Below are 26,469 nucleotides of genomic sequence, written 5' to 3' on the forward strand. Positions count from 1 at the left end.
GCATAATTGAGGTGTTTTTTTTACCAGCTTATTGTTGCATCTTTGCACTTGAGATTGTATTCCATGAAAAGAGTTTACTTAGACAATGCTGCTACAACACCACTTAGAAAAGAGGTGGCTACACGCATGCTTGAAATTTTAAATTACAACTTCGGAAACCCTTCATCAACACATAGTTACGGAAGAGAATCTAAAGCTTTAGTTGAAAATTGTAGAAAAAAAATAGCGACCTTTTTTAAAGTAAAATCAAGTGAAATCGTGTTTACATCAGGTGGCACTGAAGCTGATAATTTAATCTTACGTAGTGCTGTGAGAGATTTAGGGGTTGAAGAAATTATTACATCAAAAATAGAACATCATGCAGTACTTCATACTGTCGAATCTCTACAAGATGAATTTGAGATTTCAGTGAAATTTGTTGATTTAAACAGTGATGGTCATGTCAATTTAAAACATTTAGAGCAACTTCTAAATACTGACAAAAAGCAGTTGCTGACTTTGATGCATGTAAATAATGAAATAGGGAATAAGCTTGATATCCTTAAAGTTGCTAAAATGTGTAAATCGCACAATGCTCTTTTTCATAGTGATACAGTGCAGTCTGTTGGGCATTACCATTTAGACCTAACTGAAATCCCCATAGATTTCATAGTGGCAAGCGCTCACAAATTTCACGGTCCGAAAGGAGTTGGATTCGCATTTATACGTAAAGACTCTGGAATTAAAGCCTCAGTTTTTGGAGGTGAACAGGAGCGTGGCTATAGAGCTGGTACAGAGGCAATACACAATATTGTTGGAATGACTGAAGCGCTTCAGATAGCTTATGATAATCTTGATAAAGAAAGCCTATATATTCAAGAATTAAAAGCCTACTTTATTGAAGGTTTAAAAACAATTTTTACGAAGGCAGAATTCAATGGTGCTTGCGAAAATTCAGATGATAGCACGTATACGTTAATAAATGTTCGTTTGCCAATTGCTTCAGAAAAAGCCTCCATGTTACAATTTCAATTAGATTTAAAAGGTGTGGCATGTTCAAGAGGCAGTGCTTGTCAAAGTGGAAGCCACCAAAACTCACACGTGCTTACCGAGATTTTGAATGAAGAGGACTTGAGTGATCCTTCGATACGTTTCTCATTCAGTATTTTCAATACCAAAGAAGATATTGATTATGCCTTAGGCGTTTTAAGGGAAATTGCCAAAGATTAAAATCTAGTACTGACTCGAATATTAAAAACCCTAGGTGTTAAGTAATTTGGAATGGCGTATTGACGCTTGCTATAAACATCTCTTACCCAAGTATTGGTAATTGAGTTTTGAGCGTTAAAGATGTTGAAAATCTCAAACCCAACCGATAATTCCTTGAAACGTTGTTTCCATCTTTTCGTATACGTTTTATTTGGGTCTACCAAAAGATAGGATATACCAACATCAGCACGCTTGTAATCTGGCAAACGGTTTTGAAAGACATAAGGGTCAGCGTAACTTGGTGAGCCACCAGGAACTCCTGTGTTGTACACTAAATTAAGATACATCTTCAGGTCTGGCAGATTAGGCATGTAATCTTGAAACAGGGCTCCAAACTTTAACCGTTGATCGGTTGGTCTTGAAATGTAGCCTCTATCATCAATATTTTCTTCAGTTTTAAGAAAACCGAAACTAAACCAACTTTCAGTTCCGGCAATAAATTCACCGTTTAAGCGCATGTCTAAACCTAAAGCATAAGCTTCGGCATTATTCTTGGCTCTGTAGCGAATCCGAACGTTTTCCAACGTATAAGGGTTGACATCTGTCAATTTTTTGTAATAGGCTTCTGTAACCAATTTGAATGGTCGATCCCACATTTTGAAGCTGTATTCGTGGCCTAACACAACATGAAACGATTTTTGCGCTTTAACATCTGGTTGCACCACACCTGATGAATCCCTTAGCTCTCTGTAAAAAGGAGGCTGATAATACAATCCGGCAGCAGCTCTAAAAAGCATGTCTTTTTCCCAATCTGGTTTGATGGCGAACTGGGCTCTCGGACTAAACACGGTTTGTGTTGAACTGGTAATACCGTCTTGATTTGGGACTTCGCTATTGACAGTCCAATTATGAACACGTACACCAGCATTATAGAATACTTCATTGTTTCCAAGAGTTGAGCGTTTGCTCCATTGCAGATAAGCTTGTAAACGGTCTATTTGAACTTCATTGGTCGCTCTTACATTTTCGAAAGCAACCAAAGGTCCTTCAAAAGGTTCGTAAGGCTGTTCGTTTGGTACATCGAATATTGGCGGACGAACAGAGAAACCAGCACTGTCAATTACTTCCCATTCAACTAAGCGATCTCTAATGTCTTCATGAGTATATTTCAAAGACCATTCAAAATTACTTTCCTCATCAATGTCGTAATTTCCTTTATGCTCTACATTAACAATTAAAGCATCTAAATCATTTCTTGCATGCGTAAGTTGAGAGCCAATGCCTTCACTGAACTCAACCTCACCCAAGTTCTCATCTCCAATATTGCTGTTCACTTCACCTAAACGGTATTGACCTAAAATATCAAAATACTCTTCCTCTGTAGTGTGATATGCAGAACCAATCAATTTGAGCGTCAAATCGTCATTAACAAAGTAATTGGCTTTAAAGGCACCAAAAGAGGTAATGTATTGGTCTTTTTCTTGTCCTTCATAAAACACTAAAAGAGCAACAGGCTCGTCGATAGTTCCGAAATTTGTCTGTCTGTTTTGAGGCTGAAAATCGTATTTGTTCACTGAAATGTTTCCTAGAAAATTCAAATGGAATTTATCTGAAAACTTATAGGTCAAATAAGTCTGCGCGTCAGCAAAAACAGGAACCACATTGGTTTCTGTTTCAAGGGAGTTGATGAACAAACTATTGTCTCTATAACGTAAACCTACAATTCCAGAAAATTTTGAATCCTTGCTAACTGTTTCCGCAGCGATACTTCCACCTAAAAGACTGGCATCAACGCTCAAACCAAATTTTATCGGAGTTTTATATGTAATGTCTAATACCGACGACAATTTATCGCCATACTTAGCTTGAAAGCCACCAGCGGAAAAATCAACATTCTGAACCAAATCTGTATTGACAAAACTCAAGCCTTCCTGTTGTCCAGAACGAATTAAAAACGGTCTGTAAACTTCAATTTCATTGACATACACTAAGTTTTCATCGAAGTTACCACCACGAACGGAGTATTGGGTACTCAACTCATTAGACACATTAACACCAGGTAGTGTTTTCAAAATATTTTCAACACCAGGTTGTGCGCCTTTTATAGTTCGTAAAATGGCTGGAGGAACAGAAACAACTCCTTCAACAGATTGCTTGGTGTTGCTGTTAATGACTACTGTAGCAATTTGTTCGACCTCAATTTTCATAACGGGATTGAACTCGATGACTTCACCATTTTTTAAATTGAAGGTAGCTTCAATACGTTTATGGGATAAATGTGTAAAGACAATCGTGATGTCTTCATTTGCAGGTATTTTCAATTCATAAAATCCGTTTTCGTTTGATGTTGTTCCTCGTTCGCCAGCTTTGATGTTGACATTGTAAATAGGAAGGTCACCATCGTCTAAAATGACACCTTTAACAGTTGCTGATTGAGTAAAGCCAATACAAGGCAAGAGAACAAATAAAAACAGGAATTGAATATTGATTTTCAAAAGACTTCTATTATTTTCTAAAAAACGTTGCCTCAAATGTAGAACTATTTCCAATATTATCTATAACAATTACTTTCAAATTGTTTTCAGTATCTGAAATCACATTGTCATTAAAGTTATAGGTCAAGGTGTTTTTTTTGTAATCATACTCCATTAAGATCCATTTGCCATTAATGGTCGCACGATAATTTGCAATACCTGACAAGTCATCGTCTATTTTCAACTGAAGGTCTTCTGCTTTGCTCATCCATTTCCCATCTTGGAAATTAACAGGCGTAATGGTTGGGTTTTCAGTATCTGTCGCAAGTACAAAAGTTCCTAAAGATTTAGTTCTTGCCGTTAGCACATCACCTTGGCGTGAGGTATTGATGTATCCAGGACGTTGATAATAGCCGTAAAGTTTAGCAATAAAAAGCTTGTTCTTGTCCTCTTCTGAATAGTTTTCGATGTTGTAGCTGATGGTGAAATTTTTCAATAATGGCACAACATCTTCATGAAGTTTCAAAGTATCGCTTTTAACAGCAAAATCAATATGAAAATCATCGTAAAAGGTATCACTTGGAAAATACACCGAAACATTGTTTTTCTCTAAACGTAGAGGCTCATGAGCTTGTACATAATAGGCAGGTTTTACTTCGGGAACTTCGAGTTTTTCTTTGGTCTTTCTACCATTTATTGGAATAGAAACCCAGCTTTCATTACCTTCAAAGTCACGAATCCGAATTTTATACACCGAAGCAGTACTGTCTTCAACGGTAATATAGCCATCGTCAATTACATCTTTTAGCATGCTTAAGGTGTTGCCTGGTTGAACAAATAGCTTTTGAATTCGTGTCTTTTCGGTTTTGAACATTTCAAAATCGATGTAACGGTTAAGGTGTTTGCTTTCATCAAAACTGAAACGCTTGAAATCCATTTCAAAATTTTTGTTGCCGTTGTAAAAGGTTTGGATATTACTAACGCCATTCCTATTGTAAGCAAAATCTAGCTGGTCATTTGAAATCACACCAAAACCAATGCTGCCATAAGCTTCTATAGGCTCGACACTATAATCTCCATTTTTATTGGGAATCAATCGTAGTTCGTTTCGCTTTTTTACATCATTTACATGTGAACGTCGATCTTTAGGGTACGCATAAATGCCTCTAACTGTTGGTCGTTTGGAATCTTTAATTTGAATTCCGAAAAGCATTGGATTGATTGGTCGTTCAGCATTGTCACGAATTTCAAAATGAAGATGTGGTCCACCAGAACTTCCTGAATTTCCAGAGAAGGCAACAATCTCATCGCTACTTATTGGAAGCTCATCAGGAGTAGGGAAGACCTCAATTTCGTAACTTTCTTTTTTGTATTGCAGTGCCTTTATATACGCTTCTATTTTTGGTGCAAACTTTTCCAAATGTGCATAAACTGACACATAGCCATTAGGATGTGTGATGTATAGTGCTTTTCCGTATCCAAAGTGTGAAATTTTTATCCGACTCACATAGCCTTCAGCGGCTGCATACACATTCAGCCCAGTTCGTTGTTGGGTTTTGATATCCAGACCCGAATGGAAATGATTAGATCGTAATTCTGCAAAAGTTCCCGATAAGATTAGGTTGATGTCTAATGGACTTCTGAAATAATCTTGTGGATATGGGTTTTGGGCATATCCAAATAAAGACAACAAAAAGAGGGCAAGGAAATATCGCATGCAATAATCGTATGTTTAGGTTATAACGTGAAATTATAAATTTATTTTTAAATATAGAAAATATTCTATAATAATATTGATTTTTTAATCTGTTTCAAAAATATAAAATGAGCAGAGAATCTTTTTTGAATTTAAAAAATCTTTTGAACCCTTTATAAACACTTACTTTGATTATGCTTTAAAAATTTAATACCAAAACTATTGTTAATTTTGATTAGGTATGTTAACTTTGTTACGTTAGTATTGAAATTTGTAAATGAGTAAGATTGAAGATATTGTAGATTCTTTAGAGAACAAAATCAGTAAAGTCTTGCATAAACATGAAGTGTTAAAGCAGACGAATCACAAACTTTCTGAAGAATTGGCAAGTCTACAGCAAAAGCATATTCAACAACAAGAGGAAATAAGTACTTGGGTTGAAAAATACGAAGCTCTAAAAATGGCAAATTCATTACTTGGCAGTGACGAAAATAATAGAGAAACTAAGCTTAAAATAAACACATTAATCAGAGATATTGACCATTGCATTGCACAATTATCTGAATGAATGTAACAAGATTTAATGGCAGAAAAGCTTAAAATAAAGCTATCAATAGCTAACAGAGTATATCCTTTAACCATAGCGCCAGATCAGGAAGAAGGGTTGCGAAAGGCAGCTAAAAAAATTGAAGCCATGATAAGCCAGTTTGAACAAAACTATTCCGTTAGAGATAAACAAGATGTTTTAGCCATGTGTGCTTTGCAGTTTGCCTCTCAAGTGGAACAGAAAAAAATAGATAAAGCCGAAGTAAGTGTTGAAGTCGAATCGAAGCTAGATGCCTTGAACCAACTTTTACACGAGCATTTAAGCGCTTAACGTTCTTTTAAATACAATATTAGGTTACTGCCTACATTAGTTAATTTTTTGATAAACTCAACGTTAATTCTTTAAAAAGGGTGAGTCTAAGCTGTAAAATCGAGCTGCCTTTGAGCAGATTTTTGATCAGTTTGTTAGCCCTAAACTTGTTTTTAAGGAGTTTAATACAAAACATATAACCGATGTAGGCTTTTTTTTTAACAATGATAGGTGTTGTTGTTAAGTAATTTCCATGTAAAATGGAAGCATTGATACTGTTATCAAGAATATAAAAACTAACTAGAAAATGGAAACAAATACAATTTTGTTAATTGTCGGTGGTGTAGTATTAGGAGTAATATTGGGATATATTATTGCAAAATCTATAGAAAAAAGTAATGCGTCAAAAATAATAAAGGATGCTAAAAACGAAGCAAAATCCTTGATAAAGGACGCTACTAGTGAAGGTGAATCCATCAAGAAAGATAAAATACTTCAGGCTAAGGAAAAGTTTATCGAACTCAAGTCTGAGCATGAAAAAGTAATTTTATCCAGGGATAAAAAAATTGCAGAGGCTGAAAAGCGAACGCGTGATAAAGAATCACAAATATCAAGTGAATTGGCAAAAGCCAAAAAATCCAATCAAAGTCTTGAAGACAAAATCAAGGATTACAACTTTCGTCTGGAGTTCTTGGAAAAGAAAAAGGAAGAGGTTGAAAAGGCTCATAAAAGCCAGATCAAACAATTAGAGGTTATTTCTGGACTTTCCGCTGAAGATGCCAAAGCACAGCTTATCGAATCTTTGAAAAGTGAGGCCAAAACCGATGCCATGAGTTATCTGCAAGATACCATGGAAGAGGCTAAGCTGACGGCTCAACAAGAGGCTAAAAAAATCATCATTAATACAATCCAGCGCATTGGCACCGAAGAAGCCATTGATAATTGTGTTTCTGTATTTAATATAGAATCTGACGATGTTAAAGGTAGAATCATAGGTCGTGAAGGTCGAAATATCAGAGCTATTGAAGCAGCTACTGGTGTTGAAATTATTGTTGATGACACACCTGAGGCAATCATCTTGTCTTGTTTTGATTCTGTGCGACGGGAAATCGCACGTTTGTCTTTACATAAATTAGTGACAGATGGTCGTATCCATCCTGCGCGAATAGAAGAAATCGTAAAGAAAACCCAAAAGCAAATAGAACAAGAAATCATTGAGGTTGGTAAGCGTACGGTTATCGACTTAGGAATTCATGGATTGCATCCAGAATTAATTAAGTTGGTTGGTCGTATGAAATACCGTTCGTCTTACGGACAAAATTTATTGCAACACTCACGTGAAGTAGCAAAACTTTGTGGTGTCATGGCTGCTGAATTAGGTCTAAACCCTAAATTGGCGAAACGAGCAGGTTTATTACATGATATTGGTAAAGTGCCATCATCTGAAGCTGATATGGAAACGCCTCACGCGATTTTAGGAATGCAGTGGGCTGAAAAGCATGGTGAAAAACCAGAAGTTTGTAATGCTATTGGAGCGCATCATGATGAAATAGAAATGACGACATTGTTATCACCTATAGTTCAAGTGTGTGATGCTATTTCTGGAGCACGACCAGGAGCTAGACGTCAGGTACTAGATTCTTATATCCAACGTTTAAAGGATCTTGAGGATGTGGCTTTCGGATTCAGTGGAGTTAATAAAGCCTATGCTATCCAAGCTGGTAGAGAATTAAGGGTTATGGTAGAAAGTGAAAAAGTGTCAGACGACCAAGCAGCAAACTTGTCTTTTGAAATTTCCCAGAAAATCCAAACAGACATGACCTATCCAGGTCAGGTTAAAGTGACCGTTATTCGTGAAACTAGAGCTGTAAACATAGCCAAATAAAACACGTAAACTAAATAGTAAAAGCGCTCTAAAAGAGCGCTTTTTGTTTTGAGATAGGATGTGTAAATGTTCCGATTTAAACAAGATATTTTCAAATGAATCAACTACCTAAAAGTTTCATTTTCAAAATTTGGTGTTGTTAATTTATATTCCCTAAAGGGTTTTTATCTATAAACTAAATTAAAAAGAAGGTTCCATTTTGGAAGTACTTCATTAAGTAATCATCTAAAACAATTGAAAAAGTCAGGTTCTTGGATGGTGTTTTAGGAGCACTTCTTTTAAATGAGAGCGATCAACGTGCATATAAATCTCAGTTGTGGTGATACTTTCATGACCAAGCATCAACTGAATAGCTCTTAAGTCGGCTCCATTTTCCAATAAATGGGAAGCAAAGGAATGCCTAAAAGTATGAGGAGATATCGTTTTATTAAGATTAATGGCTTTTGCAAGTTGCTTAATAATGGTGAAAATCATCGCTCTAGTAAGCTGTTGGCCTCTATGGTTCAAAAATAAAGTGTCTTTAAATGTTTCAGCGATGTCTATTTTGGCGCGTTCTGTCATCCAAATATTTATATACTTTTGGGTATTTGGTCCAATGGGCACAAAGCGTTCTTTATTGCCTTTACCTGTAACTTTCACAAACCCTTCCTCAAAAAACAGATCAGAGAGTTTTAAATTGATCAACTCGCTTACTCGAAGTCCACAACTATATAAAGTTTCCAGAATAGCACGATTGCGCTCACCTATATATATATTGTTGTAGCATTTTGTTAAATCGATTGCTGAAATCAGGCGATCAATATCTGAAATGCTAAGGGTATCTGGTAGTTTACGTCCAATTTTAGGGGACTCAATATGATCTAAAGGATTTGTGGTTCTATAATCTTCAAAAACCAGATAGGAAAAAAAACTACGTAAACCAGAGATTAATCTTGATTGGGATCGAGCATTGATATGTTTTGATGCATCGTATATAAACTCTTGAATGGTATCTTTATTAATACTTAAAGGGGAGATGTCAATACTTTTATCGTCAAGGTAGGAGACTAGTTTCTCAACATCTTTTGAATAATTGATAATTGAGTTTTGGGCCAGTCCACGCTCTATCTTTAGATAGTGCTCATAATCTTTAATTGCATTTATCCATTTCATAATGACCCAAAATCGATGTTTTGTGGGCATTAAAAGTAGGGTTTTACAATGAAATCCATACGCTATTTGTCGTATTTTTTGAAAAATTTGTTAATAAACGTAATTTTAAAATATTGATTATCAATAATTTAATTATTCATGTTGACAAAATTGTTAATAAGTAGCAAAATAATGTTCGTTAATTGAAAAAAAAGTATTTAGTTTGTACTAATCAATTTTAAAAACTTAAAAATTATGAAAAAATTAATGTTATTTGCTGTTGTTGCAGTATTTGGCTTATTTAATGTTAATGCACAAGAAACTTCATTTGGTGTGTTAGGTGGATTGTCGATTCATTCTGCTAAAGCGGAATCTGGAGGTTTTAGTGCGACTACTTCTGAAACTGGTTTCCACATTGGTGGTTTCGCTCAAATTGGAATTTCTGAGGAATTTAGCGTACAACCAGAATTGACTTATTCAATTGCAGGTGATCTTGCTATGTTCTCTTTGAACGCAATTGCTAAGTACAATGTTTCTGAAGAATTTAACATTCAATTAGGTCCTCAAGTTGGACTTGTTGGTGGAGATTTAGGTGATGCATTAGATGCTACTGATGACACAACTAAAATGAACCTTCAATTAGCTGCTGGTGTTGGTTACGACATCAACGAAGATATCTTTGTGCAAGCTAGATATGGTTTCCAATTAAACGATCATTACACTGGTGACGGTGATGCTAGCTGGAAGATTAACACACTTAGTGTAGGTGTAGGATATAAGTTCTAAAAATGTATTTTTTACATAAATAGGGTAAAGGGAAGCCATTTGATGGCCTCCCTTTATTGTTTTAATAAACTAAATAAACGATAAAGAGACTGTACATAAATTTATATTACGTCTCATTTTTTTAACTTAATCAAATATATTATGAAAAAACTATTACTTTTCGCTGCAGTAGCAGTATTCGGATTAACTAGCGTTGTCGCTCAAGATGGTGATGACGGAAATGGAAATGACAAGTTCACTGGCGGTTATGAGCAAGGTGATATAATCCTTAGTGGTGCAGTTGGTTTTTCATCTACCTCTCAAGATGATAACTCAAGCAGTGCTTTTACTATTATGCCAAGTGTGCTTTACATGTTCAACCCAAATTGGTCGGTTGGAGCTTCTGTAGGTTATATGTCTAATAAAGCTGAATCTGGTGATGTTGATACTATTGACAACAATACAATATCTTTATTAGGACATGCAACTTACTATTTTAATCCTGAGCATAGATTTGTGCCATGGGTAGGTGCAGGTGCAGGTTATGAGACGACTAGTTATAACTTGGAATCAGACGATTACAAAGTGAATGGATTTACAGTAGGTGCATTTGCTGGAGCTACTTTCTGGATGAGTGATTGTTTTGCAATTTTTGCTCAAATGGGTATTCTTTCATATTCAAGTTTAAAGCCTGATTTTGATGGTGCTGAATCAATTAATTCTTTTGGTTTGAACGTTGATTTCAAGGAGCTTTCAATCGGAGCTAAGTTCAGATTGTAATTATCAAAATATCTATATTTTAAAAGCAGCCATAAGGCTGCTTTTTTTATTGTTAAAAATAATGACTGTATATACTTTAAATATATATTTGCAGCCTCAACAAACAATTTTAATTAATGAAAAAACTCAATTATTTTTTAGTTCTCTTCCTAATGGTTTCTTTAGGAATACATGCTCAAGAAGATGACGTACCATCTACCACAACAGATTTTGGTTTAAAGGCTGGTTACACTTCTTTGTCTTTAAAGGTTTCAGTAGATGGAGAATCTGCCTCTGATAATGTTTCAGGATTTTATGTTGGTGCGTTTGCAGAATTACACATATCAGAAACGTTTAGTCTTCAGCCTGAACTATACTATTCCACTTACTATGATTCTGGGGAAAATACAAGTGTCCTAAACGTACCGATTATGGCAAAGTACTATGTAGATGAAAGGTTTGCCATCTTTGCAGGTCCGCAATTTGATTATCTTCTAGAAAAAGAAGCTTCTGAAGGGATTGAACGATTCGGTATTGCTTTGGCTGCTGGGTTGGCTTTTGATGTTACAGATCAGGTTCTTATTGATTTGAGATATGCTTTTGGTCTTACAAACAGACTTGATGCTGAATTACCAGGTTTAGAACAATTTGATGTGAAAACCTATTTCAATTATTTGCATATTGGTTTGGGATACCGATTTTAAGAACTGAACTCACAATATTTTATCGAAACCGAAGTCGACACTTCGGTTTTTTTTTATCTTTATCTTATGAAGAAATTAATCATCATAAACGGACCAAACATTAACCTCTTGGGAAAACGCGAAACCCATATTTATGGCGATTTATCTTTTACCGATTTTTTTGCTTCCATTTCAGAAAAATATTCAAATGTAAAACTTGAACATTTCCAATCAAATATAGAAGGAGAATTGATTGATAAGCTTCAGGAAGTGGGCTATAGCTATGATGGCATTATCCTTAATGCAGCAGCTTATACGCACACCTCAGTTGGTATTGGAGATGCGATAAAGGCTATTGACACACCTGTAGTAGAAGTGCATATTTCCAATACGTTTTCGAGAGAGGACTTTAGACATCAATCCTATATTTCTCCTAATGCCAAAGGGATTGTAATTGGTTTCGGACTTCAAAGTTATGAGTTGGCTATTCAGAGTTTTTTGGAAGATTAATGCATAAATTATGAAATCTATAATCATCGTATTGTTCCTTAGCGTTTTTGGGCTCTACACTCATTCTCAAACCAATGCTGATTTTGGTATTAAAGGCGGATTAAACTTAACGTTCTTCAATGTGAAGGAAGGAAATTTTGGCGTCAATACACAAACGGAAATAGGTTATTATTCAGGACTGTTTCTTGATGTCCATATAGATGATGCATTATCGATCCAACCAGAAGTCTTATACATTGGTTTAAACGATTTTAAGTTCCTAAATGCGCCTATTTATGTGAAGTACGAGGTGGCTAAAAACTTTGATGTTTTAGTCGGACCAAGTTTAAATTACTTCTTCGACTTCTTTTCCAATAAATTTAAAGTAAGAGCCGATTTGAGTGCTGCTTACCATATTACTTCTGCTTTAGACATTCATACGAAGTATACACTGGGTTTTGAAGAGATTGCACCTAATGGTTTGTTTATTGGATTAGGTGTGAGGCTATAAAAAAGTGCAATACCTATTAACGCCTTTTGGTTCTTTATTGTTTATTTATAATTTTGTTGAAGTTGTCCAAAAGCATTGTTACATAATGAGAGGTTACATTCAAGTCAAATATATTTGAATGATCAACAATGATTTGTTCGTAGCCTAAATTTTTTCTTTTTAAAGTGTCAAATAGAAATAGATAATAAAAAGTTCTCTTGTTGCTATATGGAAATCTTCTAACGCTAACACTAATTTGATATCTTTCGGAATTTACCTTAGTGGCTCTTCTTGGAAATGCAGTTTTTTCATAAAATCTACCGTGCTCTAATCCACCTGTAAGATAAGATAGGCTGTTTGAAATATTTTTCAAATCTATATTAGAGTAAAATACCAAATCTACTTTAAGATTCTTTTTTAAAATAGAGTCTATAATAAAATCTATTTCATTTGCAAGTAGAATTTCCTCTGGTGAATGGTTTTTGTAATCCCTATCAAAGTAAACTTTGACATATGATGGGAGTTTACCAATCTTATCAGCTTCAATCTTTTCAGGATAAGATTTTTTGTTAAGAGCAATAACACCTAAACCATCCTCTTGCGAATATGATAACGAAAAAAATAGCAGAGATAAAGCTAAGAACCTTAGTTTCAATTTACTTTAGTTATAGATGAATCACCTCATCGTAAGCATCTGCAACGGCTTCCATAACCGCTTCACTCATGGTTGGATGAGGATGTACAGCCTTTAACACCTCATGACCAGTGGTTTCCAGCTTTCTACCCAATACTGCTTCAGCAATCATATCGGTAACACCTGCGCCAATCATATGGCAACCGAGCCATTCTCCATATTTAGCATCAAAGATAACTTTTACAAAGCCATCCTTGTTGCCACCTGCACTAGCTTTTCCAGAAGCAGAGAAAGGGAATTTTCCTACTTTAATATCAAAGCCTTTTTCCTTGGCTTGTTTTTCTGTCAAACCAACACTGGCAACTTCAGGAGAGCAATAAGTGCATCCTGGAATATTTCCATAATCTAAAGCCTCAACATGCTGTCCCGCGATTTTTTCCACACATAAAATACCTTCAGCAGAAGCCACGTGAGCTAAAGCTTGACCAGGAGTTACATCTCCAATGGCATAATAGCCAGGAATATTGGTTTGGTAATAATCATTAACCAGAATTTTATCTCTGTCAACCGCAATGCCTACATCTTCAAGTCCGATATTCTCAATATTCGATTTGATACCTACAGCTGATAAAACCAAATCAGCTTCAAGAACTTCTTCACCTTTTTTGGTTTTTACGGTTGCTTTTACACCATTGCCTGAAGTGTCTACTTTGGTAACTTCAGAAGACGTCATGATAGTAATGCCACTTTTCTTGAAAGAGCGTTCCAGTTGTTTTGAAACATCTTCATCTTCAACAGGAACAATATTAGCTAAGTATTCTACAATGGTAACTTCTGTTCCCATGGCATTGTAAAAATATGCGAACTCAACACCAATCGCTCCAGAACCAACCACAATCATCTTTTTTGGTTGTTTTGGAAGTGTCATAGCTTCTCGATAACCGATTACTTTTTTACCGTCTTGAGGCAAGCTAGGTAACTCGCGAGAGCGTGCACCAGTTGCGATGATAATATGATCTGCACTATAGTCTTTGCCATCAACTTCGACCTTTTTGCCAGGTTTTAGTTTTCCAAAACCTTCAATGACATCGATTTTGTTTTTTTTCATTAAAAACTGAACACCTTTACTCATCCCATCAGCAACACCACGACTACGCTTTACAACCGCATCAAAATCATGCTTAGCTTCTTTAACATTCAATCCATAATCTTCAGCATGCTTAAGGTATTCAAATACTTGTGCCGATTTTAAAAGGGCTTTTGTCGGAATACAACCCCAATTTAAACATACACCACCTAAACTTTCTTTTTCAACAATTGCAGTTTTAAATCCTAATTGTGATGCTCTAATTGCAGTAACATAGCCACCAGGACCGCTTCCAAGAACAATAATATCGTATTTACTCATGAGATTTTTTTTGTCTGTTTTTTGAAGATACGAAGTTACAAAACCTTATTGTAATATTAAAGGTCATCAGTAAAATGTCTACGTGCTTTTTCTTGACTGAATTTTGTCTTATTGTAGTCTGAAGATTTTCCTTTAGGAATCGATAAAGAGTTCCATGACTTGCCTTTGATAAGTTTCCCTATAAATACCATTTGTCCAACATGATAGGCGTAATGCGCTAATTGTCTATTGATGGCTTCCGTTATAGTATGTCCTTGATTTCTGATGAAAACAATATCTTCCAATTGCGATGTCTTTAAAGGTTTGATAGCCTCAAAAAGGCATTGCCACCCTTTTTCCCAATAATTGAATACATCGTCAACCGTTTCAAAAGCATCCACAAACTCCAAATCGCGTTGTCGCCATTCCTTTTCGCCATCTTCAGTCAAGAAATTGGTCCACCTGCTGAGCATATTTCCAGCCATATGTTTCACAATGATGGCTATGGAATTTGAATCTTCAACAAATTCTTTTTGAATCTCATCAAAGTTTAATTGATGCATTGTTTTGTCACCTAAACTTTTGTAATATTCAAATTGCTTAATGACACTGGTAAGATAGGAATCACTCATAACAAAAACTTTATGTCTTATAAAAGTAGAGTTTTAATTGCATTCTGATATGAAATTACCATTAATAGAAACTATGCGTATATTTCTTTTCAGAATTAGTTTTTTGCCGGAACAAATTCTAAAGCTACACCATTAATGCAATGACGCTTTCCTGTTGTGTTTCTTGGACCATCATTAAACATATGGCCTAGGTGACCACCACAAGTGGCGCAATGCTCCTCGGTTCTGGCGTAACCTAAATCGTAATCTACAGAAAATGCTACATTGCCTTCAATTTCTCTATCAAAACTAGGCCAACCAGTTCCTGAATCAAATTTATGTTCGCTTTCAAATAGAGGAGTGTTGCAGGCAGCACAATGGTAAATACCTTTGCTGTATTCTTTATTTAACGGACTTGAAAATGGACGCTCAGTTCCAGATTCTCTTAACACATAAAACTCTTCGGAACTTAACTCGGTTTTCCATTCGGCTTCAGTCTTAGTTATTGGGAACTCAGATTTTTGATCTTTTTCTTTTTTTTGTGCTGTGGAATTACAACTAAAAAGCAATCCAAAGACAGCAATCATTGAAACAGATTTCATAGCTTAACTTATTTATTGATTTGATGAGTCTTTTGTAGTAAAATTAACCATAAACTTACATACGATTGTATGATTTTTCTTAAAATATACTTAAATTAAGCTGAAAAATTTTGCTGTAGATTAACTATCTTTATAGAATCGCAGTAAGTCAAAAACTCAGAATGAAAGCATTGTTTTTTACAAGAGAATTTCCTCCATATGTCTATGGTGGTGCTGGTGTTCATGTAGAATATTTAGCGAATGAATTATCAAAATTGCTAACAATGGAAGTCAGGAGTTTTGGCGATCAGGATATGATTTCACCAACTTTATCTGTAAAGGGGTTTGAGTTCGAAAATTCTGATTTTGATCATGCAGACAAGAAACTAAAAGCGGTGTTGCAAACGTTACGAACCTGTGTCAATATGAATATTGATTTTGTTGATGCAGATATCGTTCATTGCCATACGTGGTATGCTCATTTTGCAGGTATCGTAGCAAAATTGTGTTACGGAACACCATTGGTTATTACCACTCATTCACTAGAACCACTTAGACCTTGGAAACGTGAACAATTGGGTCATGGCTATGAAGCGTCTTCATGGATTGAGAAAACAGCTATTGAAATGGCTGATGCGGTTATAGCGGTTTCAGAAGAAACAAAAGTTGATGTTTTAAACTATTTTAATGTTGACGAATCAAAAATAAAAGTCATTTATAATGGGATTAATTTAAGTGAATATAAAGTGACAGAGGACACTTCAACGTTGTTGAAGTTCAATATCAATCCCAATAAGCCTTATGTGCTTTTTGTCGGTAGAATAACGCGTCAAAAGGGAATAATCCATTTGGTAAATGCCATAAAATATATTGATAAAGACACGCAAGTTGTCTTATGTGCAGGAGCACCAGATACACCTGAAATAGGAAAGGAAATGGAAGACAGTGTAGCTCAAGTACAAAAGTCACGTTCCAACGTCGTTTGGATCGATGAGATGCTACCAAAACCAGAAGTGATTCAGTTGTATTCTCATGCAGCCGTTTTTTGTTGTCCTTCCATTTATGAGCCTTTCGGAATTATCAATCTGGAGGCTATGGCTTGCGAAACGGCAGTAGTGGCAAGTGCTGTTGGAGGTATCAAAGAAGTTGTTGTTCCAAATGAGACAGGTATTTTGGTACCGTTAAAACAACAAAAAGAAGCACCATTTGAACCTGTAGATCCTGAAGCTTTTTCAAAGGATATGGCAATAGCCATTAATAAAATTATCGATGATGATGGCTTAAGAGACAAAATGGGTAAAGCAGGACGAAAACGTGTTGAATCGGTTTTTGACTGGTCTGCCATAGCTAAAAAAGTACACGATTTATATCAAACTTTAATATAATAACAATGATCAATAATAAAGTTCTAAGTATTATTTTAGGAGGAGGAAGAGGCTCAAGACTCTATCCGCTTACTGAAAGTAGGTCTAAGCCTGCGGTTCCAATTGCTGGTAAATACAGATTGGTTGATATCCCTATATCAAATTGTATCAATTCTGATATCAAGCGAATGTATGTCTTAACTCAGTTTAATTCTGCTTCTCTTAATAAACATATTAAGAACACCTATCATTTTAGCTTCTTTAGTTCGGCTTTTGTAGATGTGCTTGCAGCAGAACAAACTATTAGTAGTGGCGATTGGTTTCAGGGCACAGCTGATGCAGTGCGACAAAGCATGCATCATTTCTTGAATCATGATTTTGAATATGCTTTGATTTTATCTGGCGACCAATTGTATCAAATGGATTTTAATGATATGATTTCCAAGCATGAAGAAAGTGGTGCTGAAATTACCATCGCTACCCAACCAGTTAATGCTAAGGAAGCAACTTCCTTTGGTATATTGAAGACCGATGACAACGATTTTATTACCGATTTCATTGAAAAACCTAATACTGAATTACTAAAGGATTGGGATTCTCCAGTTAGTGATGATATGAAGCAGGACGGAAGAGTGTATTTAGCTTCTATGGGAATCTATATTTTCAATAAGGATTTATTGGTGAAATTGATGTCTGAAACCGATATGGTCGACTTCGGAAAGGAAATCATTCCGCAATCTATTGACAAACATAAAACTTTAGGGTATCAATTTGAAGGTTATTGGACAGACATAGGAAACATCGATTCTTTCTTTGAAGCAAACCTAGGTTTGACCGATGACATCCCAAAATTCAATCTATATGATGATGCCATGCGCGTCTACACACATGCACGAATTCTGCCTACCTCTAAAATATCAGGAACACTTCTAGATCGAACGGTTATTGCCGATGGATGTTTGATACATGCTGCAAAAATAGAACGCTCAGTCATTGGCATTCGTTCTCGTATCGGAACAGAGTCAACCGTCATTAATAGTTACATGATGGGTAATGATTTCTATGAAACACTTGAAGAGGTCCATGATAATAATATCCAAATTCTAATGGGTATAGGTGAACGATGCTTTATTAAAAATGTCATTTTAGACAAAAATTGTCGAATAGGAGATGATGTTCGTATCAATGGAGGAGCACATCTTGATGATATCGAAACGGATAGCTATTTAATTAAAGATGGAATTGTTGTTGTTAAAAAGGGAGCTACAATTCCTAAGGGTACAATTATTTAAGAGGATGATCATTTTTATTTCGTTTCAAACGTTATAGTAAGTTTTATTCTCATATTCTTGCTTTATTCGTAATTTTTGAACCTAATTTTAGTAAATTCACAATCTCAATACATAACTAACCAACACCTATGCAAAATCAAAAGCGAGTTGTCATCGATTATGTGTCTCCGCAAATCAATGGAGGCGAATTTCATATCAAACGCGTCGTCAACGAAATTATAAACGTAGATGCTCATGTTTTAGTCGATGGTCATGATGTTATTGCAGCTTCAGTTTTATATAAACACGAAACATCTAAAACTTGGAAGGAAGTCAGAATGCAACTTATTGTTAATGACGAGTGGAAGGCTTCTTTCACGGTTGGAAAACAAGGGTTTTATACTTATAAAGTTGAAGGTTGGGTTGATTATGCACTCAATTGGCAGCATGGCATTGAACGTAAGATAGCTGATGGACAACATGTGAAATCAGAATTGCTCGAAGGTGTTCTGTATTTGAAACCTTTACTGAAAAAAGCTAATGCGACTGAAAAAGCTTACTTAAAATCTTGTATGGAAGCTTTTGAAGATGATGCCCAATATGACAAAGCTATTGCTGAAGCAAAGAGCAAATCCTTACATAATATCTTTGTGAAATATCCAGAAAAGCATCTAGCAAATACTTCCAAAGACCTTCAGGTCTATGTCGATAGGGAAAAGGCAAGGTTTAGTACTTGGTATGAGTTTTTTCCACGATCGGCTTCAGAACAAGAAGGGCAACACGGAACATTTAAGGATTGTGAACGCTTATTGCCTAGAATTGCTGAAATGGGATTCGATACTTTATATTTTCCTCCAATCCATCCTATTGGAGAAGTTAATCGCAAAGGAAAAAATAATACAACTGAGGCGTTAGAAGGAGATGTTGGTTCTGCTTGGGGAATTGGATCCAAAGCTGGAGGTCATAAAGATATACATCCGCAACTAGGAACCATTGATGATTTTAAAGCTTTAGTTAAAAAAGCAAAAAAGCAAGGAATTGAAATTGCTATGGACTATGCTTTGCAAGCTGCTCCAGATCATCCTTGGGTGAAATCGCATCCAGAATGGTTTAAATGGCGACCAGATGGAACAGTACAATACGCTGAAAATCCGCCAAAAAAATATCAGGACATTTTGCCTATTTATTGGGAAAGTAAAGACTATAAAAATCTTTGGAAGGAATGTCTTGACACCATGCTATATTGGATCGATTGCGGAATCAATGTGTTTCGCGTAGATAATCCACATACCAAACCCTATTATTTTTGGAACTGGTTGATTTCCGAAGTAAAGAAAACCAATCCAGATGTTATTTTTCTAGCAGAAGCCTTTACAAAACCTAAAGTCATGCAGCAGTTAGCCAAACAAGGGTATACACAATCGTATACCTATTTTACTTGGAGGACTACAAAGCATGAACTTACAGAATATTTAACCGAACTCACTCAAACAGATCAGAGAGAGTATATGCAGCCAAATTTTTGGCCAAATACACCTGATATCAATCCGTATCATCTTCAAGGCGCTAATGAAGCGATGCACTTATTGCGTTATGCACTTGCAGCGACCATGAGTTCAAGTATTGGCGTTTACGGACCAGTTTTCGAGCAAATGATTACTGAGGCGATTCCAGGAAAGGAAGAATACTACATGTCTGAAAAATTTCAAATCAAACATTATGATTGGTTTAAAGAAAACAAGCTAACCATGCTGATGTCTAAAATCAACCGCATTAGACATGAAAACAAAGCATTACAACAAACCAATAATATCAAGTTTTGCCATATTGAAAACGATAATCTTATTGCATTCTATAAATGGAATCAAGACAAAACCAATGAATTATTGATCATTATCAGCTTAGATCCATATTATAAACAACAAGGAACCGTACAAGTTCCACTTCGAGATCTAGGTGTTCATGAAGGGCATCAATTAATGATGGCAGATTTGGTGACTGGCAGTAGTTATAATTGGTATCAAGAATGGAATTATGTGGAATTGCACCCAGCACTTCCTTTTCATATTTTTAAGATAAATAAGTAAAATGGCCAAGAAAGGAACGAAAAAATTGAGTTTACATCCACCTTACAATTTCAATGAAACTTGGGAGGAATTGTTGGATAACAAGGATTTCGTTAAGGTTTTTTTGTCAGATGTATTAGAAGACTATATCAAGAAACAACGTTGGTATGGTGGAAAAGCAAGTACCTTAAAGTATATCGAATTAGCTGAATATTTTAGAATTCAGCAAAATGAGGAGGTCTATTATGGCTTAATCTTGGAGGTTAATTTTGATGAAGCTTTTTATCAGCACTACTTTTTGCCAATCGCTTTTGTTTCCGATGAAAATTTTGCTCAAGAAAATCGCATATTGCCTATTAGCATTCAAAACCAAAACGGATTTATTATTGATGCCATTCATTTGGAAGCATTCCGTAAAGTGGTTTTTGAGCGTATTTTGAATGCATTGCCTAAAGATAAAACTAAAGTACGTTATCACAGAAGCGAACTGTTTAAAGGTTGCCAATATGAATCCTCTCGTTTTATGGGATTGGAGCAGAGTAACACGTCTATTGTGTACAATGAAAAATATGTTTTGAAATTTTTCAGACGTATCTATGCCGATCGAAATCCAGATTATGAAATGAGCCGCTTTCTTTCCGAAAAGAAAGAATTCAAGAATACGCCAGCCTACTTGGGAAGTGTTCAAATTAAAGATAGTGATGATCTTAACATTACCATTGCCTTAATGCAGGAAATGGTTGAAAATGAAGGCGATGCTTGGGAATATATGCTAAAGGAATTACACAAGGTCTTTTCGAATTTGGAATACAAGAATGTTAACATTAATAAACTTCCCAGAACGGAAGATTATGGTCGATTGAACATTACCGATGTTCCTCCAGTTATTATTGATTGGGTTGGGTTAAATTTATTTTTGAAGGTACAAACGTTAGCTAAACGTACAGCCGAAATGCACATCGCTTTGGGAAGTGAATTTGAAGACAATTCATTTACACCACAGCGTTTTAATGGTGACTATACTGTTTGGTTGAAAAACAGGATGCTGTATCAATTTCAAAATCGATTAAATACCATTGAAAATAATCTTAGCAAATTAGATGGTTTGGCTTTAGATTTGGCGCATGAGTTTTTAGAGCGTAAAAATGAAATCCGTAAGCGCTTTGTCAACTTTGATTGGACCAAATTGAAAAGTGAACGTATTCGCGTGCATGGCGATTATCACCTTGGACAAATATTGGTTAAGAATGATGATTTTTACATTCTTGATTTTGAAGGTGAGCCAGAAAGTACTATTCGAGACCGAAAAGTGAAACAACCACCATTGAAAGATGTGGCTGGACTTTTTAGATCCTTCCATTACGCCATTTATGCTACGATTTTTAATAATATAGACTTGTATAAACAGGAACAATCCCAATTGTTTGAAGCAGGAGAAATACTTTATCAATATTTCAAAGGGGTCTTTTTAGGTACCTATATTATTGAAATCCAAAATGCAAATATCAACATTGGTTACCATCAAGAACGTATCTTTCTTTTAAAATATTCACTGCTGGAAAAAGCAGTTTATGAATTAGGTTACGAACTTAATTCGCGTCCGCGTTGGGCAGTCATCCCTTTAAAGGGAATCTCTAATATCATTAATAATTAATTATGGCAGAAGTAATTGCACATAGCTTGTTTACAGAGTTTGATATCAATCTTTTTAAATCAGGCAAACACTATAAGTTGTATGAGAAATTTGGTTCCCATGTATTAACATTAGATGGTGTTGAAGGCACCTATTTTGCAGTTTGGGCTCCAAGTGCAAAACAAGTTTCTGTTGTAGGTGATTTCAATTTTTGGGTTGAAGGTACACATCAATTGAATGTAAGATGGGATTCCAGTGGAATTTGGGAAGGTTTCATTCCAGGAGCTGGAAAAGGCAGTAAATACAAGTATAAAATCCATAGTAACCATAGGGATATTAAAACCGAAAAGGCAGATCCTTATGCAAGGCGATGCGAGCATCCTCCTCATACAGCTTCCATAGTTTGGGATGAACCTTATGAATGGAAGGATTCCAAATGGATGAAATCAAGACAAAAGCACAACGCATTAGACGCACCTTTTTCAGTTTATGAAGTCCATTTAGGATCTTGGCGCAAAAAGATTGAGGAAAACCGTTATCTGTCCTATGTGGAACTGTCTGATGAATTGGTGAGCTATGTCAAGGAGATGAATTTTACGCATGTCGAGTTAATGCCAATTATGGAATATCCTTACGATCCAAGTTGGGGTTATCAATTGACTGGTTATTTCGCTCCAACCTCACGATTTGGTTATCCTGAAGAGTTTAAACTTTTGGTTGATAAACTACATCAAAATGGTATTGGGATTATTTTGGATTGGGTACCGTCGCATTTTCCTGAAGATGCTCACGGACTCGGGTTTTTCGATGGATCGCATCTGTACGAACATCCAGATCCTAGAAAAGGCTATCACAACGATTGGAAAAGCTTGATTTTTAATTATGGTCGAAATGAGGTCAAATCCTTTTTGATAAGTAATGCCTTGTTTTGGCTTGATCAATACCACGCAGATGGTTTGCGTGTTGATGCTGTTGCTTCAATGTTATTTTTGGATTATTCAAGGGAAGATGGTCAGTGGGAACCAAATATGTATGGTGGAAGGGAAAACCTGGAAGCCATTGCCTTTATGCGTGAACTGAATGAAGCCGTTTATTCAGCCTTTCCTGATGTGCAAACCATTGCTGAGGAATCTACAGCATTTCCAATGGTCTCTAAACCAACGTTTATGGGTGGATTGGGATTTGGTATGAAGTGGATGATGGGTTGGATGCATGACACCTTGCAATATTTTGCCAAAGAGCCTATCTATAGAAAACACCATCAAAACGATTTAACCTTCAGTATGACCTATGCCTTTACTGAAAACTTTATGTTGCCCTTAAGTCATGACGAGGTCGTTTATGGAAAGAAATCGATTTTGGGTCGAATGCCAGGTGATGAATGGCAGCGTTTTGCCAACTTAAGAGTGCTTTATAGCTATATGTTTACACATCCTGGAACGAATTTATTATTCCAAGGTGCAGAATTTGGTCAAAGTGAGGAATGGAACTTTCAAGAAAGTATAGATTGGCATTTATTGCAGTATGAGCCACATAAGGGAATACAGGAACTTATTAAGGATTTGAACAAGTTGTATAAAAAAGAACCAGCATTATACCAAAAGCAATTTTCAGGAGAAGGTTTTGAATGGATCGATTACAATGATGCAGAAAACTCAATGTTTGTGTATATCAGACATGGCGAAGACAAAAAGGATGATCTTATTGTGGTTTGCAACATGACGCCAGTTCCAAAAGATACCTATAGACTTGGTTTGCCAAAAGCTGGAAAAATAAAGCAAGTTTTCAATAGTGATCTTAAAAAGTATTTTGGAACAGGGAAATATAAGAATACTACCATTTCTTCCGAAGAAAAACCATGGCAGTTTAGGGATTTTTCAGCAGTGGTCAAAGTTCCTCCTTTGGGAGTTATCATGTTTAAATTCGCATAGCAACTGTATCAATAAGGTCTAATCATCTTATTAGAATTGAGCGAAAACGTTATAGTTAATAAGTCCTTATAATAACTATAGCCCAATCTTTTTTTGCGTTTGTTTTTTGTGTTTTTTTACAGATGTTTTTCTAAAATCATCTTATGATTATAAATACCGAATTAGAACAAAAAGGGAATCTGTTTCCTTCCAAAGTTATCGGCTTTAAAAAAGATGTCGATACCCTATATTTTTCAACCGATAATGATGTTATTCTTCAGCTTACAGTGTTAAGGGATAGTGTGCTTCGTTTCCGTTATACAACTACTGGAACTTTCGAAAATGATTTTTCTTATGCCATTACTAAATATGCGAGTACAGGATACAATCATTTATCCATAGAAGAAGAGGATACTTTTTATAAGATAACGACTTCCAAACTGATTTGTCACATTTCTAAAGACGATTTAAAAGTATCATTATACGATGTCAAGGATAATGAATTGATTAGTCAAGATGAAGCTGGATTCCATTGGGAAGAAAGCTATGAGTTTGGAGGTAATATTGTCAAAATGAGCAAGGTTTCACATGATGGGGAAAGCTACTATGGTTTAGGTGATAAGCCTAATCACCTCAACATGAAAGGGCGTCGGTATCAAAATTGGGTAACCGATTCTTATGCCTACGGAAAAGATACCGATCCAATTTATAAGGCGATTCCATTTTATACAGGGCTTCATAATAAAAAAGCATATGGAGTTTTCTTTGATAATACATTCAGAAGTTTTTTTGATTTTTCCAACGAAAGGCGAAATGTTACCAGTTTTTGGGCAGATGGAGGTGAGATGAATTATTACTTTATCTATGGTCCTCAAATGGAAGATGTCATCGAAAGTTATACAGATCTTACAGGAAAACCACATCAATTACCACCACTTTGGGCATTGGGCTACCATCAATGTAAATGGAGTTATTATCCAGAAAGTAAAGTAAAGGAAATCACGTCTACTTTCAGAAAACTAAAGATTCCTTGTGATGCTATTTATTTGGATATTGATTATATGGACGGATTTCGATGCTTCACATGGAACAAAGAATACTTTCCAGATCCAAAACGAATGGTCAAGGAATTGGCTGATGATGGCTTTAAGACTGTTGCTATAATCGATCCTGGAATTAAAATAGACAAAGATTACTCTGTTTTTATGGAGGCACTTGAAAATGATTATTTCTGTAAGCGTGCCGATGGACCATATATGAAAGGAAAAGTATGGCCTGGTGAATGTTACTTTCCAGATTTTACAAATCCTGAAGTAAGAGATTGGTGGTCTGGATTGTTTAAGGAACTTATTGAAGAAATTGGTATTAAAGGGGTTTGGAACGATATGAATGAACCTGCAGTCATGGAAGTCCCTAACAAAACATTCCCTGACGATGTACGACATGATTATGATGGCAATCATTGTAGTCATAGAAAAGCTCATAACATCTATGGAATGCAAATGGCAAGAGCGACGTATCAAGGACTAAAAAAATACGCGTATCCAAAACGTCCATTTGTCATAACTAGAGCTGCTTATTCAGGAACACAACGTTATACGTCAACTTGGACTGGTGATAATGTGGCTACTTGGGAACATTTATGGATTGCCAACGTGCAAGCGCAGCGCATGGCTATGTCTGGTTTTAGTTTTGCCGGAAGTGATATTGGAGGTTTTGCTGAACAACCTCAAGGCGAATTATTCACAAGATGGATCCAACTTGGTGTGTTTCATCCGTTTTGTAGAGTACACTCCTCAGGAGATCATGGCGATCAGGAACCTTGGGCATTTGATGAAGACGTAACAGATATTGTTAGAAAGTTTATTGAACTACGCTATCAATTGCTACCATATTTATACACAGCGTTTTGGCATCATATTGATCACGGAAAACCAATTTTGAAATCTTTGGTGCTTTACGATCAAGAAGATGTGCAGACACATTATAGAACCGATGAGTTTGTGTTTGGAGATAATATTTTGGTTTGCCCAATTCTTGAACCTAATGCCAGAGGACGACGTATGTATATTCCTCGTGGAAATTGGTATGATTACTGGAACAAAGCACTTATTAAAGGTGGAAAAGAAATTTGGGTAGATGCTGATATTGACAGCATGCCAATTTTTGTGGAAGAAGGTGCCATAATTCCAAAATATCCAATTCAACAATATGTAGACGAATTAGATATTGAGGAAGTGACTTTGGATGTATATTATAAAGACGGAAGAAAAGACTCTACACTTTTTGATGATGCCGAAGATGGCTATGATTATACAAAAGGGCGTTATAGTTTGCGAACCTTCAAGTTGAGAGGTAAAGAAAATAATGAGTTGATCATCCAACAGCACAAAGAAGGTAAATATACCACCAAGTACACTACCTTTAAGTTGAATATTTACGGACTGCCATTTGATATCACTGAAATTCAAATCGATAATGAAGTAATTGACCTTAACAGAATGACTACTAATGGTTATTCCAGCATCGTTGTTGATAAAGACTTTTCAGAGTTGCATATTATTGGTAAATAAATAGTGTTTTGAATTTGTGACCA

Annotated in this window: 22 protein-coding genes and 1 other RNA gene; 16 read left to right on the forward strand and 7 right to left on the reverse strand. The window is 35.7% G+C overall.

Going from position 1 to position 26,469, the window contains the following annotated elements; translation table 11 throughout:
- Window positions 1-63 precede the first annotated feature (63 nt).
- Window positions 64-1,209 (forward strand): cysteine desulfurase family protein, encoded by a 1,146-nt coding sequence (locus AB9K26_RS02950; protein ID WP_369971043.1) that lies wholly within the window; start codon window positions 64-66, stop codon window positions 1,207-1,209.
- Here the strand turns inward: AB9K26_RS02950 and AB9K26_RS02955 are convergent.
- The gene (locus AB9K26_RS02955; protein WP_369971044.1) at window positions 1,206-3,683 is read right to left on the reverse strand and encodes a carboxypeptidase-like regulatory domain-containing protein; all 2,478 of its coding nucleotides are present in this window, start codon (window positions 3,681-3,683) and stop codon (window positions 1,206-1,208) included. The genes AB9K26_RS02950 and AB9K26_RS02955 overlap by 4 nt on opposite strands.
- A gap of 10 nt (window positions 3,684-3,693) precedes the next feature.
- The gene (locus tag AB9K26_RS02960) at window positions 3,694-5,379 is read right to left on the reverse strand and encodes a M23 family metallopeptidase (RefSeq protein ID WP_369971045.1); all 1,686 of its coding nucleotides are present in this window, start codon (window positions 5,377-5,379) and stop codon (window positions 3,694-3,696) included.
- Between the two features lie 256 nt (window positions 5,380-5,635).
- Between AB9K26_RS02960 and AB9K26_RS02965 the strand changes: the two genes are divergently transcribed.
- From AB9K26_RS02965 to rny, 4 genes are all read left to right on the forward strand, one after another.
- Window positions 5,636-5,926, forward strand: coding sequence for a hypothetical protein (locus tag AB9K26_RS02965; protein ID WP_369971046.1), 291 nt, complete (start codon window positions 5,636-5,638; stop codon window positions 5,924-5,926).
- Between the two features lie 15 nt (window positions 5,927-5,941).
- Complete coding sequence (locus tag AB9K26_RS02970) at window positions 5,942-6,235, forward strand: cell division protein ZapA (protein ID WP_369971047.1); 294 nt, start codon at window positions 5,942-5,944, stop codon at window positions 6,233-6,235.
- Window positions 6,236-6,290: 55 nt separating this feature from the next.
- Window positions 6,291-6,398, forward strand: a non-coding RNA gene (gene ssrS / locus AB9K26_RS02975) — 6S RNA.
- Window positions 6,399-6,521: 123 nt separating this feature from the next.
- A complete protein-coding gene (rny, locus tag AB9K26_RS02980; RefSeq protein ID WP_369971048.1) occupies window positions 6,522-8,099 on the forward strand; it encodes a ribonuclease Y in 1,578 nt (525 codons plus the stop codon).
- Window positions 8,100-8,342: 243 nt separating this feature from the next.
- Here the strand turns inward: rny and xerD are convergent, their stop codons facing one another.
- The gene (xerD, locus tag AB9K26_RS02985; protein ID WP_369971089.1) at window positions 8,343-9,251 is read right to left on the reverse strand and encodes a site-specific tyrosine recombinase XerD; all 909 of its coding nucleotides are present in this window, start codon (window positions 9,249-9,251) and stop codon (window positions 8,343-8,345) included.
- 234 nt (window positions 9,252-9,485) lie between these two features.
- On the opposite strand from xerD, the gene AB9K26_RS02990 reads away from it, so the two are divergent.
- The 5 genes from AB9K26_RS02990 (at window position 9,486) to AB9K26_RS03010 (ending at window position 12,437) form a co-directional block, all read left to right on the forward strand.
- Window positions 9,486-10,016 carry an outer membrane beta-barrel protein gene (locus AB9K26_RS02990; RefSeq protein WP_369971049.1) on the forward strand — a complete coding sequence of 177 codons (531 nt, stop codon included), beginning with the start codon at window positions 9,486-9,488 and terminating at the stop codon, window positions 10,014-10,016.
- A 141-nt stretch (window positions 10,017-10,157) separates the two neighbouring features.
- Window positions 10,158-10,775: an outer membrane beta-barrel protein gene (locus AB9K26_RS02995; RefSeq protein ID WP_369971050.1), complete on the forward strand. Its 618-nt coding sequence runs from the start codon at window positions 10,158-10,160 to the stop codon at window positions 10,773-10,775.
- Between the two features lie 116 nt (window positions 10,776-10,891).
- On the forward strand, window positions 10,892-11,458 hold the full coding sequence (locus AB9K26_RS03000) for a porin family protein (RefSeq protein WP_369971051.1): 567 nt from the start codon (window positions 10,892-10,894) through the stop codon (window positions 11,456-11,458).
- A 66-nt stretch (window positions 11,459-11,524) separates the two neighbouring features.
- Window positions 11,525-11,947, forward strand: a complete 423-nt coding sequence (aroQ, locus tag AB9K26_RS03005) for a type II 3-dehydroquinate dehydratase (RefSeq protein WP_369971052.1) — start codon at window positions 11,525-11,527, stop codon at window positions 11,945-11,947.
- Between the two features lie 10 nt (window positions 11,948-11,957).
- Window positions 11,958-12,437 (forward strand): hypothetical protein, encoded by a 480-nt coding sequence (locus AB9K26_RS03010; RefSeq protein ID WP_369971053.1) that lies wholly within the window; start codon window positions 11,958-11,960, stop codon window positions 12,435-12,437.
- Window positions 12,438-12,471: 34 nt separating this feature from the next.
- On the opposite strand, the gene AB9K26_RS03015 is transcribed toward AB9K26_RS03010, so the two are convergent.
- The 4 genes from AB9K26_RS03015 to msrB all read right to left on the reverse strand — a co-directional run bounded on the left by AB9K26_RS03015 (window position 12,472) and on the right by msrB (window position 15,650).
- Complete coding sequence (locus tag AB9K26_RS03015) at window positions 12,472-13,071, reverse strand: hypothetical protein (RefSeq protein ID WP_369971054.1); 600 nt, start codon at window positions 13,069-13,071, stop codon at window positions 12,472-12,474.
- Window positions 13,072-13,081: 10 nt separating this feature from the next.
- Complete coding sequence (gene lpdA, locus AB9K26_RS03020; RefSeq protein ID WP_369971055.1) at window positions 13,082-14,458, reverse strand: dihydrolipoyl dehydrogenase; 1,377 nt, start codon at window positions 14,456-14,458, stop codon at window positions 13,082-13,084.
- Between the two features lie 56 nt (window positions 14,459-14,514).
- Window positions 14,515-15,069: a DUF1572 family protein gene (locus AB9K26_RS03025; protein ID WP_369971056.1), complete on the reverse strand. Its 555-nt coding sequence runs from the start codon at window positions 15,067-15,069 to the stop codon at window positions 14,515-14,517.
- Between the two features lie 95 nt (window positions 15,070-15,164).
- On the reverse strand, window positions 15,165-15,650 hold the full coding sequence (gene msrB / locus AB9K26_RS03030; protein ID WP_369971057.1) for a peptide-methionine (R)-S-oxide reductase MsrB: 486 nt from the start codon (window positions 15,648-15,650) through the stop codon (window positions 15,165-15,167).
- A gap of 161 nt (window positions 15,651-15,811) precedes the next feature.
- On the opposite strand from msrB, the gene glgA reads away from it, so the two are divergent.
- From glgA to AB9K26_RS03060, 6 genes are all read left to right on the forward strand, one after another.
- Window positions 15,812-17,014, forward strand: coding sequence for a glycogen synthase (gene glgA / locus AB9K26_RS03035; RefSeq protein WP_369971058.1), 1,203 nt, complete (start codon window positions 15,812-15,814; stop codon window positions 17,012-17,014).
- 5 nt (window positions 17,015-17,019) lie between these two features.
- Window positions 17,020-18,285 (forward strand): glucose-1-phosphate adenylyltransferase, encoded by a 1,266-nt coding sequence (locus AB9K26_RS03040; RefSeq protein WP_369971059.1) that lies wholly within the window; start codon window positions 17,020-17,022, stop codon window positions 18,283-18,285.
- A 128-nt stretch (window positions 18,286-18,413) separates the two neighbouring features.
- Complete coding sequence (locus tag AB9K26_RS03045; RefSeq protein WP_369971060.1) at window positions 18,414-20,351, forward strand: alpha-1,4-glucan--maltose-1-phosphate maltosyltransferase; 1,938 nt, start codon at window positions 18,414-18,416, stop codon at window positions 20,349-20,351.
- Window position 20,352: 1 nt separating this feature from the next.
- The gene (locus AB9K26_RS03050; RefSeq protein ID WP_369971061.1) at window positions 20,353-21,984 is read left to right on the forward strand and encodes a trehalose synthase; all 1,632 of its coding nucleotides are present in this window, start codon (window positions 20,353-20,355) and stop codon (window positions 21,982-21,984) included.
- A gap of 2 nt (window positions 21,985-21,986) precedes the next feature.
- Window positions 21,987-23,894 (forward strand): 1,4-alpha-glucan branching protein GlgB, encoded by a 1,908-nt coding sequence (glgB, locus tag AB9K26_RS03055; RefSeq protein WP_369971062.1) that lies wholly within the window; start codon window positions 21,987-21,989, stop codon window positions 23,892-23,894.
- 143 nt (window positions 23,895-24,037) lie between these two features.
- Entirely contained in the window at window positions 24,038-26,446 is a 2,409-nt protein-coding gene (locus AB9K26_RS03060; RefSeq protein ID WP_369971063.1) for a glycoside hydrolase family 31 protein, read from the forward strand.
- The last annotated feature ends 23 nt before the right edge of the window (window positions 26,447-26,469 follow it).

Origin of the sequence: Psychroserpens sp. XS_ASV72, assembly GCF_041224425.1 — a bacterium.
In the GTDB taxonomy this organism is placed as follows: Bacteria; Bacteroidota; Bacteroidia; order Flavobacteriales; family Flavobacteriaceae; genus Psychroserpens.

Coding starts and splice junctions, on each gene's coding strand:
- AB9K26_RS02950 (WP_369971043.1), top strand. CDS start 64: ATGAAAAGAGTTTACTTAGACAATGCTGCTACAACACCACTTAGAAAA.
- AB9K26_RS02960 (WP_369971045.1), bottom strand. CDS start 5,379: ATGCGATATTTCCTTGCCCTCTTTTTGTTGTCTTTATTTGGATATGCC.
- AB9K26_RS02965 (WP_369971046.1), top strand. CDS start 5,636: ATGAGTAAGATTGAAGATATTGTAGATTCTTTAGAGAACAAAATCAGT.
- AB9K26_RS02970 (WP_369971047.1), top strand. CDS start 5,942: ATGGCAGAAAAGCTTAAAATAAAGCTATCAATAGCTAACAGAGTATAT.
- rny (WP_369971048.1), top strand. CDS start 6,522: ATGGAAACAAATACAATTTTGTTAATTGTCGGTGGTGTAGTATTAGGA.
- xerD (WP_369971089.1), bottom strand. CDS start 9,251: ATGAAATGGATAAATGCAATTAAAGATTATGAGCACTATCTAAAGATA.
- AB9K26_RS02990 (WP_369971049.1), top strand. CDS start 9,486: ATGAAAAAATTAATGTTATTTGCTGTTGTTGCAGTATTTGGCTTATTT.
- AB9K26_RS02995 (WP_369971050.1), top strand. CDS start 10,158: ATGAAAAAACTATTACTTTTCGCTGCAGTAGCAGTATTCGGATTAACT.
- AB9K26_RS03000 (WP_369971051.1), top strand. CDS start 10,892: ATGAAAAAACTCAATTATTTTTTAGTTCTCTTCCTAATGGTTTCTTTA.
- aroQ (WP_369971052.1), top strand. CDS start 11,525: ATGAAGAAATTAATCATCATAAACGGACCAAACATTAACCTCTTGGGA.
- AB9K26_RS03010 (WP_369971053.1), top strand. CDS start 11,958: ATGAAATCTATAATCATCGTATTGTTCCTTAGCGTTTTTGGGCTCTAC.
- lpdA (WP_369971055.1), bottom strand. CDS start 14,458: ATGAGTAAATACGATATTATTGTTCTTGGAAGCGGTCCTGGTGGCTAT.
- AB9K26_RS03025 (WP_369971056.1), bottom strand. CDS start 15,069: ATGAGTGATTCCTATCTTACCAGTGTCATTAAGCAATTTGAATATTAC.
- msrB (WP_369971057.1), bottom strand. CDS start 15,650: ATGAAATCTGTTTCAATGATTGCTGTCTTTGGATTGCTTTTTAGTTGT.
- glgA (WP_369971058.1), top strand. CDS start 15,812: ATGAAAGCATTGTTTTTTACAAGAGAATTTCCTCCATATGTCTATGGT.
- AB9K26_RS03040 (WP_369971059.1), top strand. CDS start 17,020: ATGATCAATAATAAAGTTCTAAGTATTATTTTAGGAGGAGGAAGAGGC.
- AB9K26_RS03045 (WP_369971060.1), top strand. CDS start 18,414: ATGCAAAATCAAAAGCGAGTTGTCATCGATTATGTGTCTCCGCAAATC.
- AB9K26_RS03050 (WP_369971061.1), top strand. CDS start 20,353: ATGGCCAAGAAAGGAACGAAAAAATTGAGTTTACATCCACCTTACAAT.
- glgB (WP_369971062.1), top strand. CDS start 21,987: ATGGCAGAAGTAATTGCACATAGCTTGTTTACAGAGTTTGATATCAAT.
- AB9K26_RS03060 (WP_369971063.1), top strand. CDS start 24,038: ATGATTATAAATACCGAATTAGAACAAAAAGGGAATCTGTTTCCTTCC.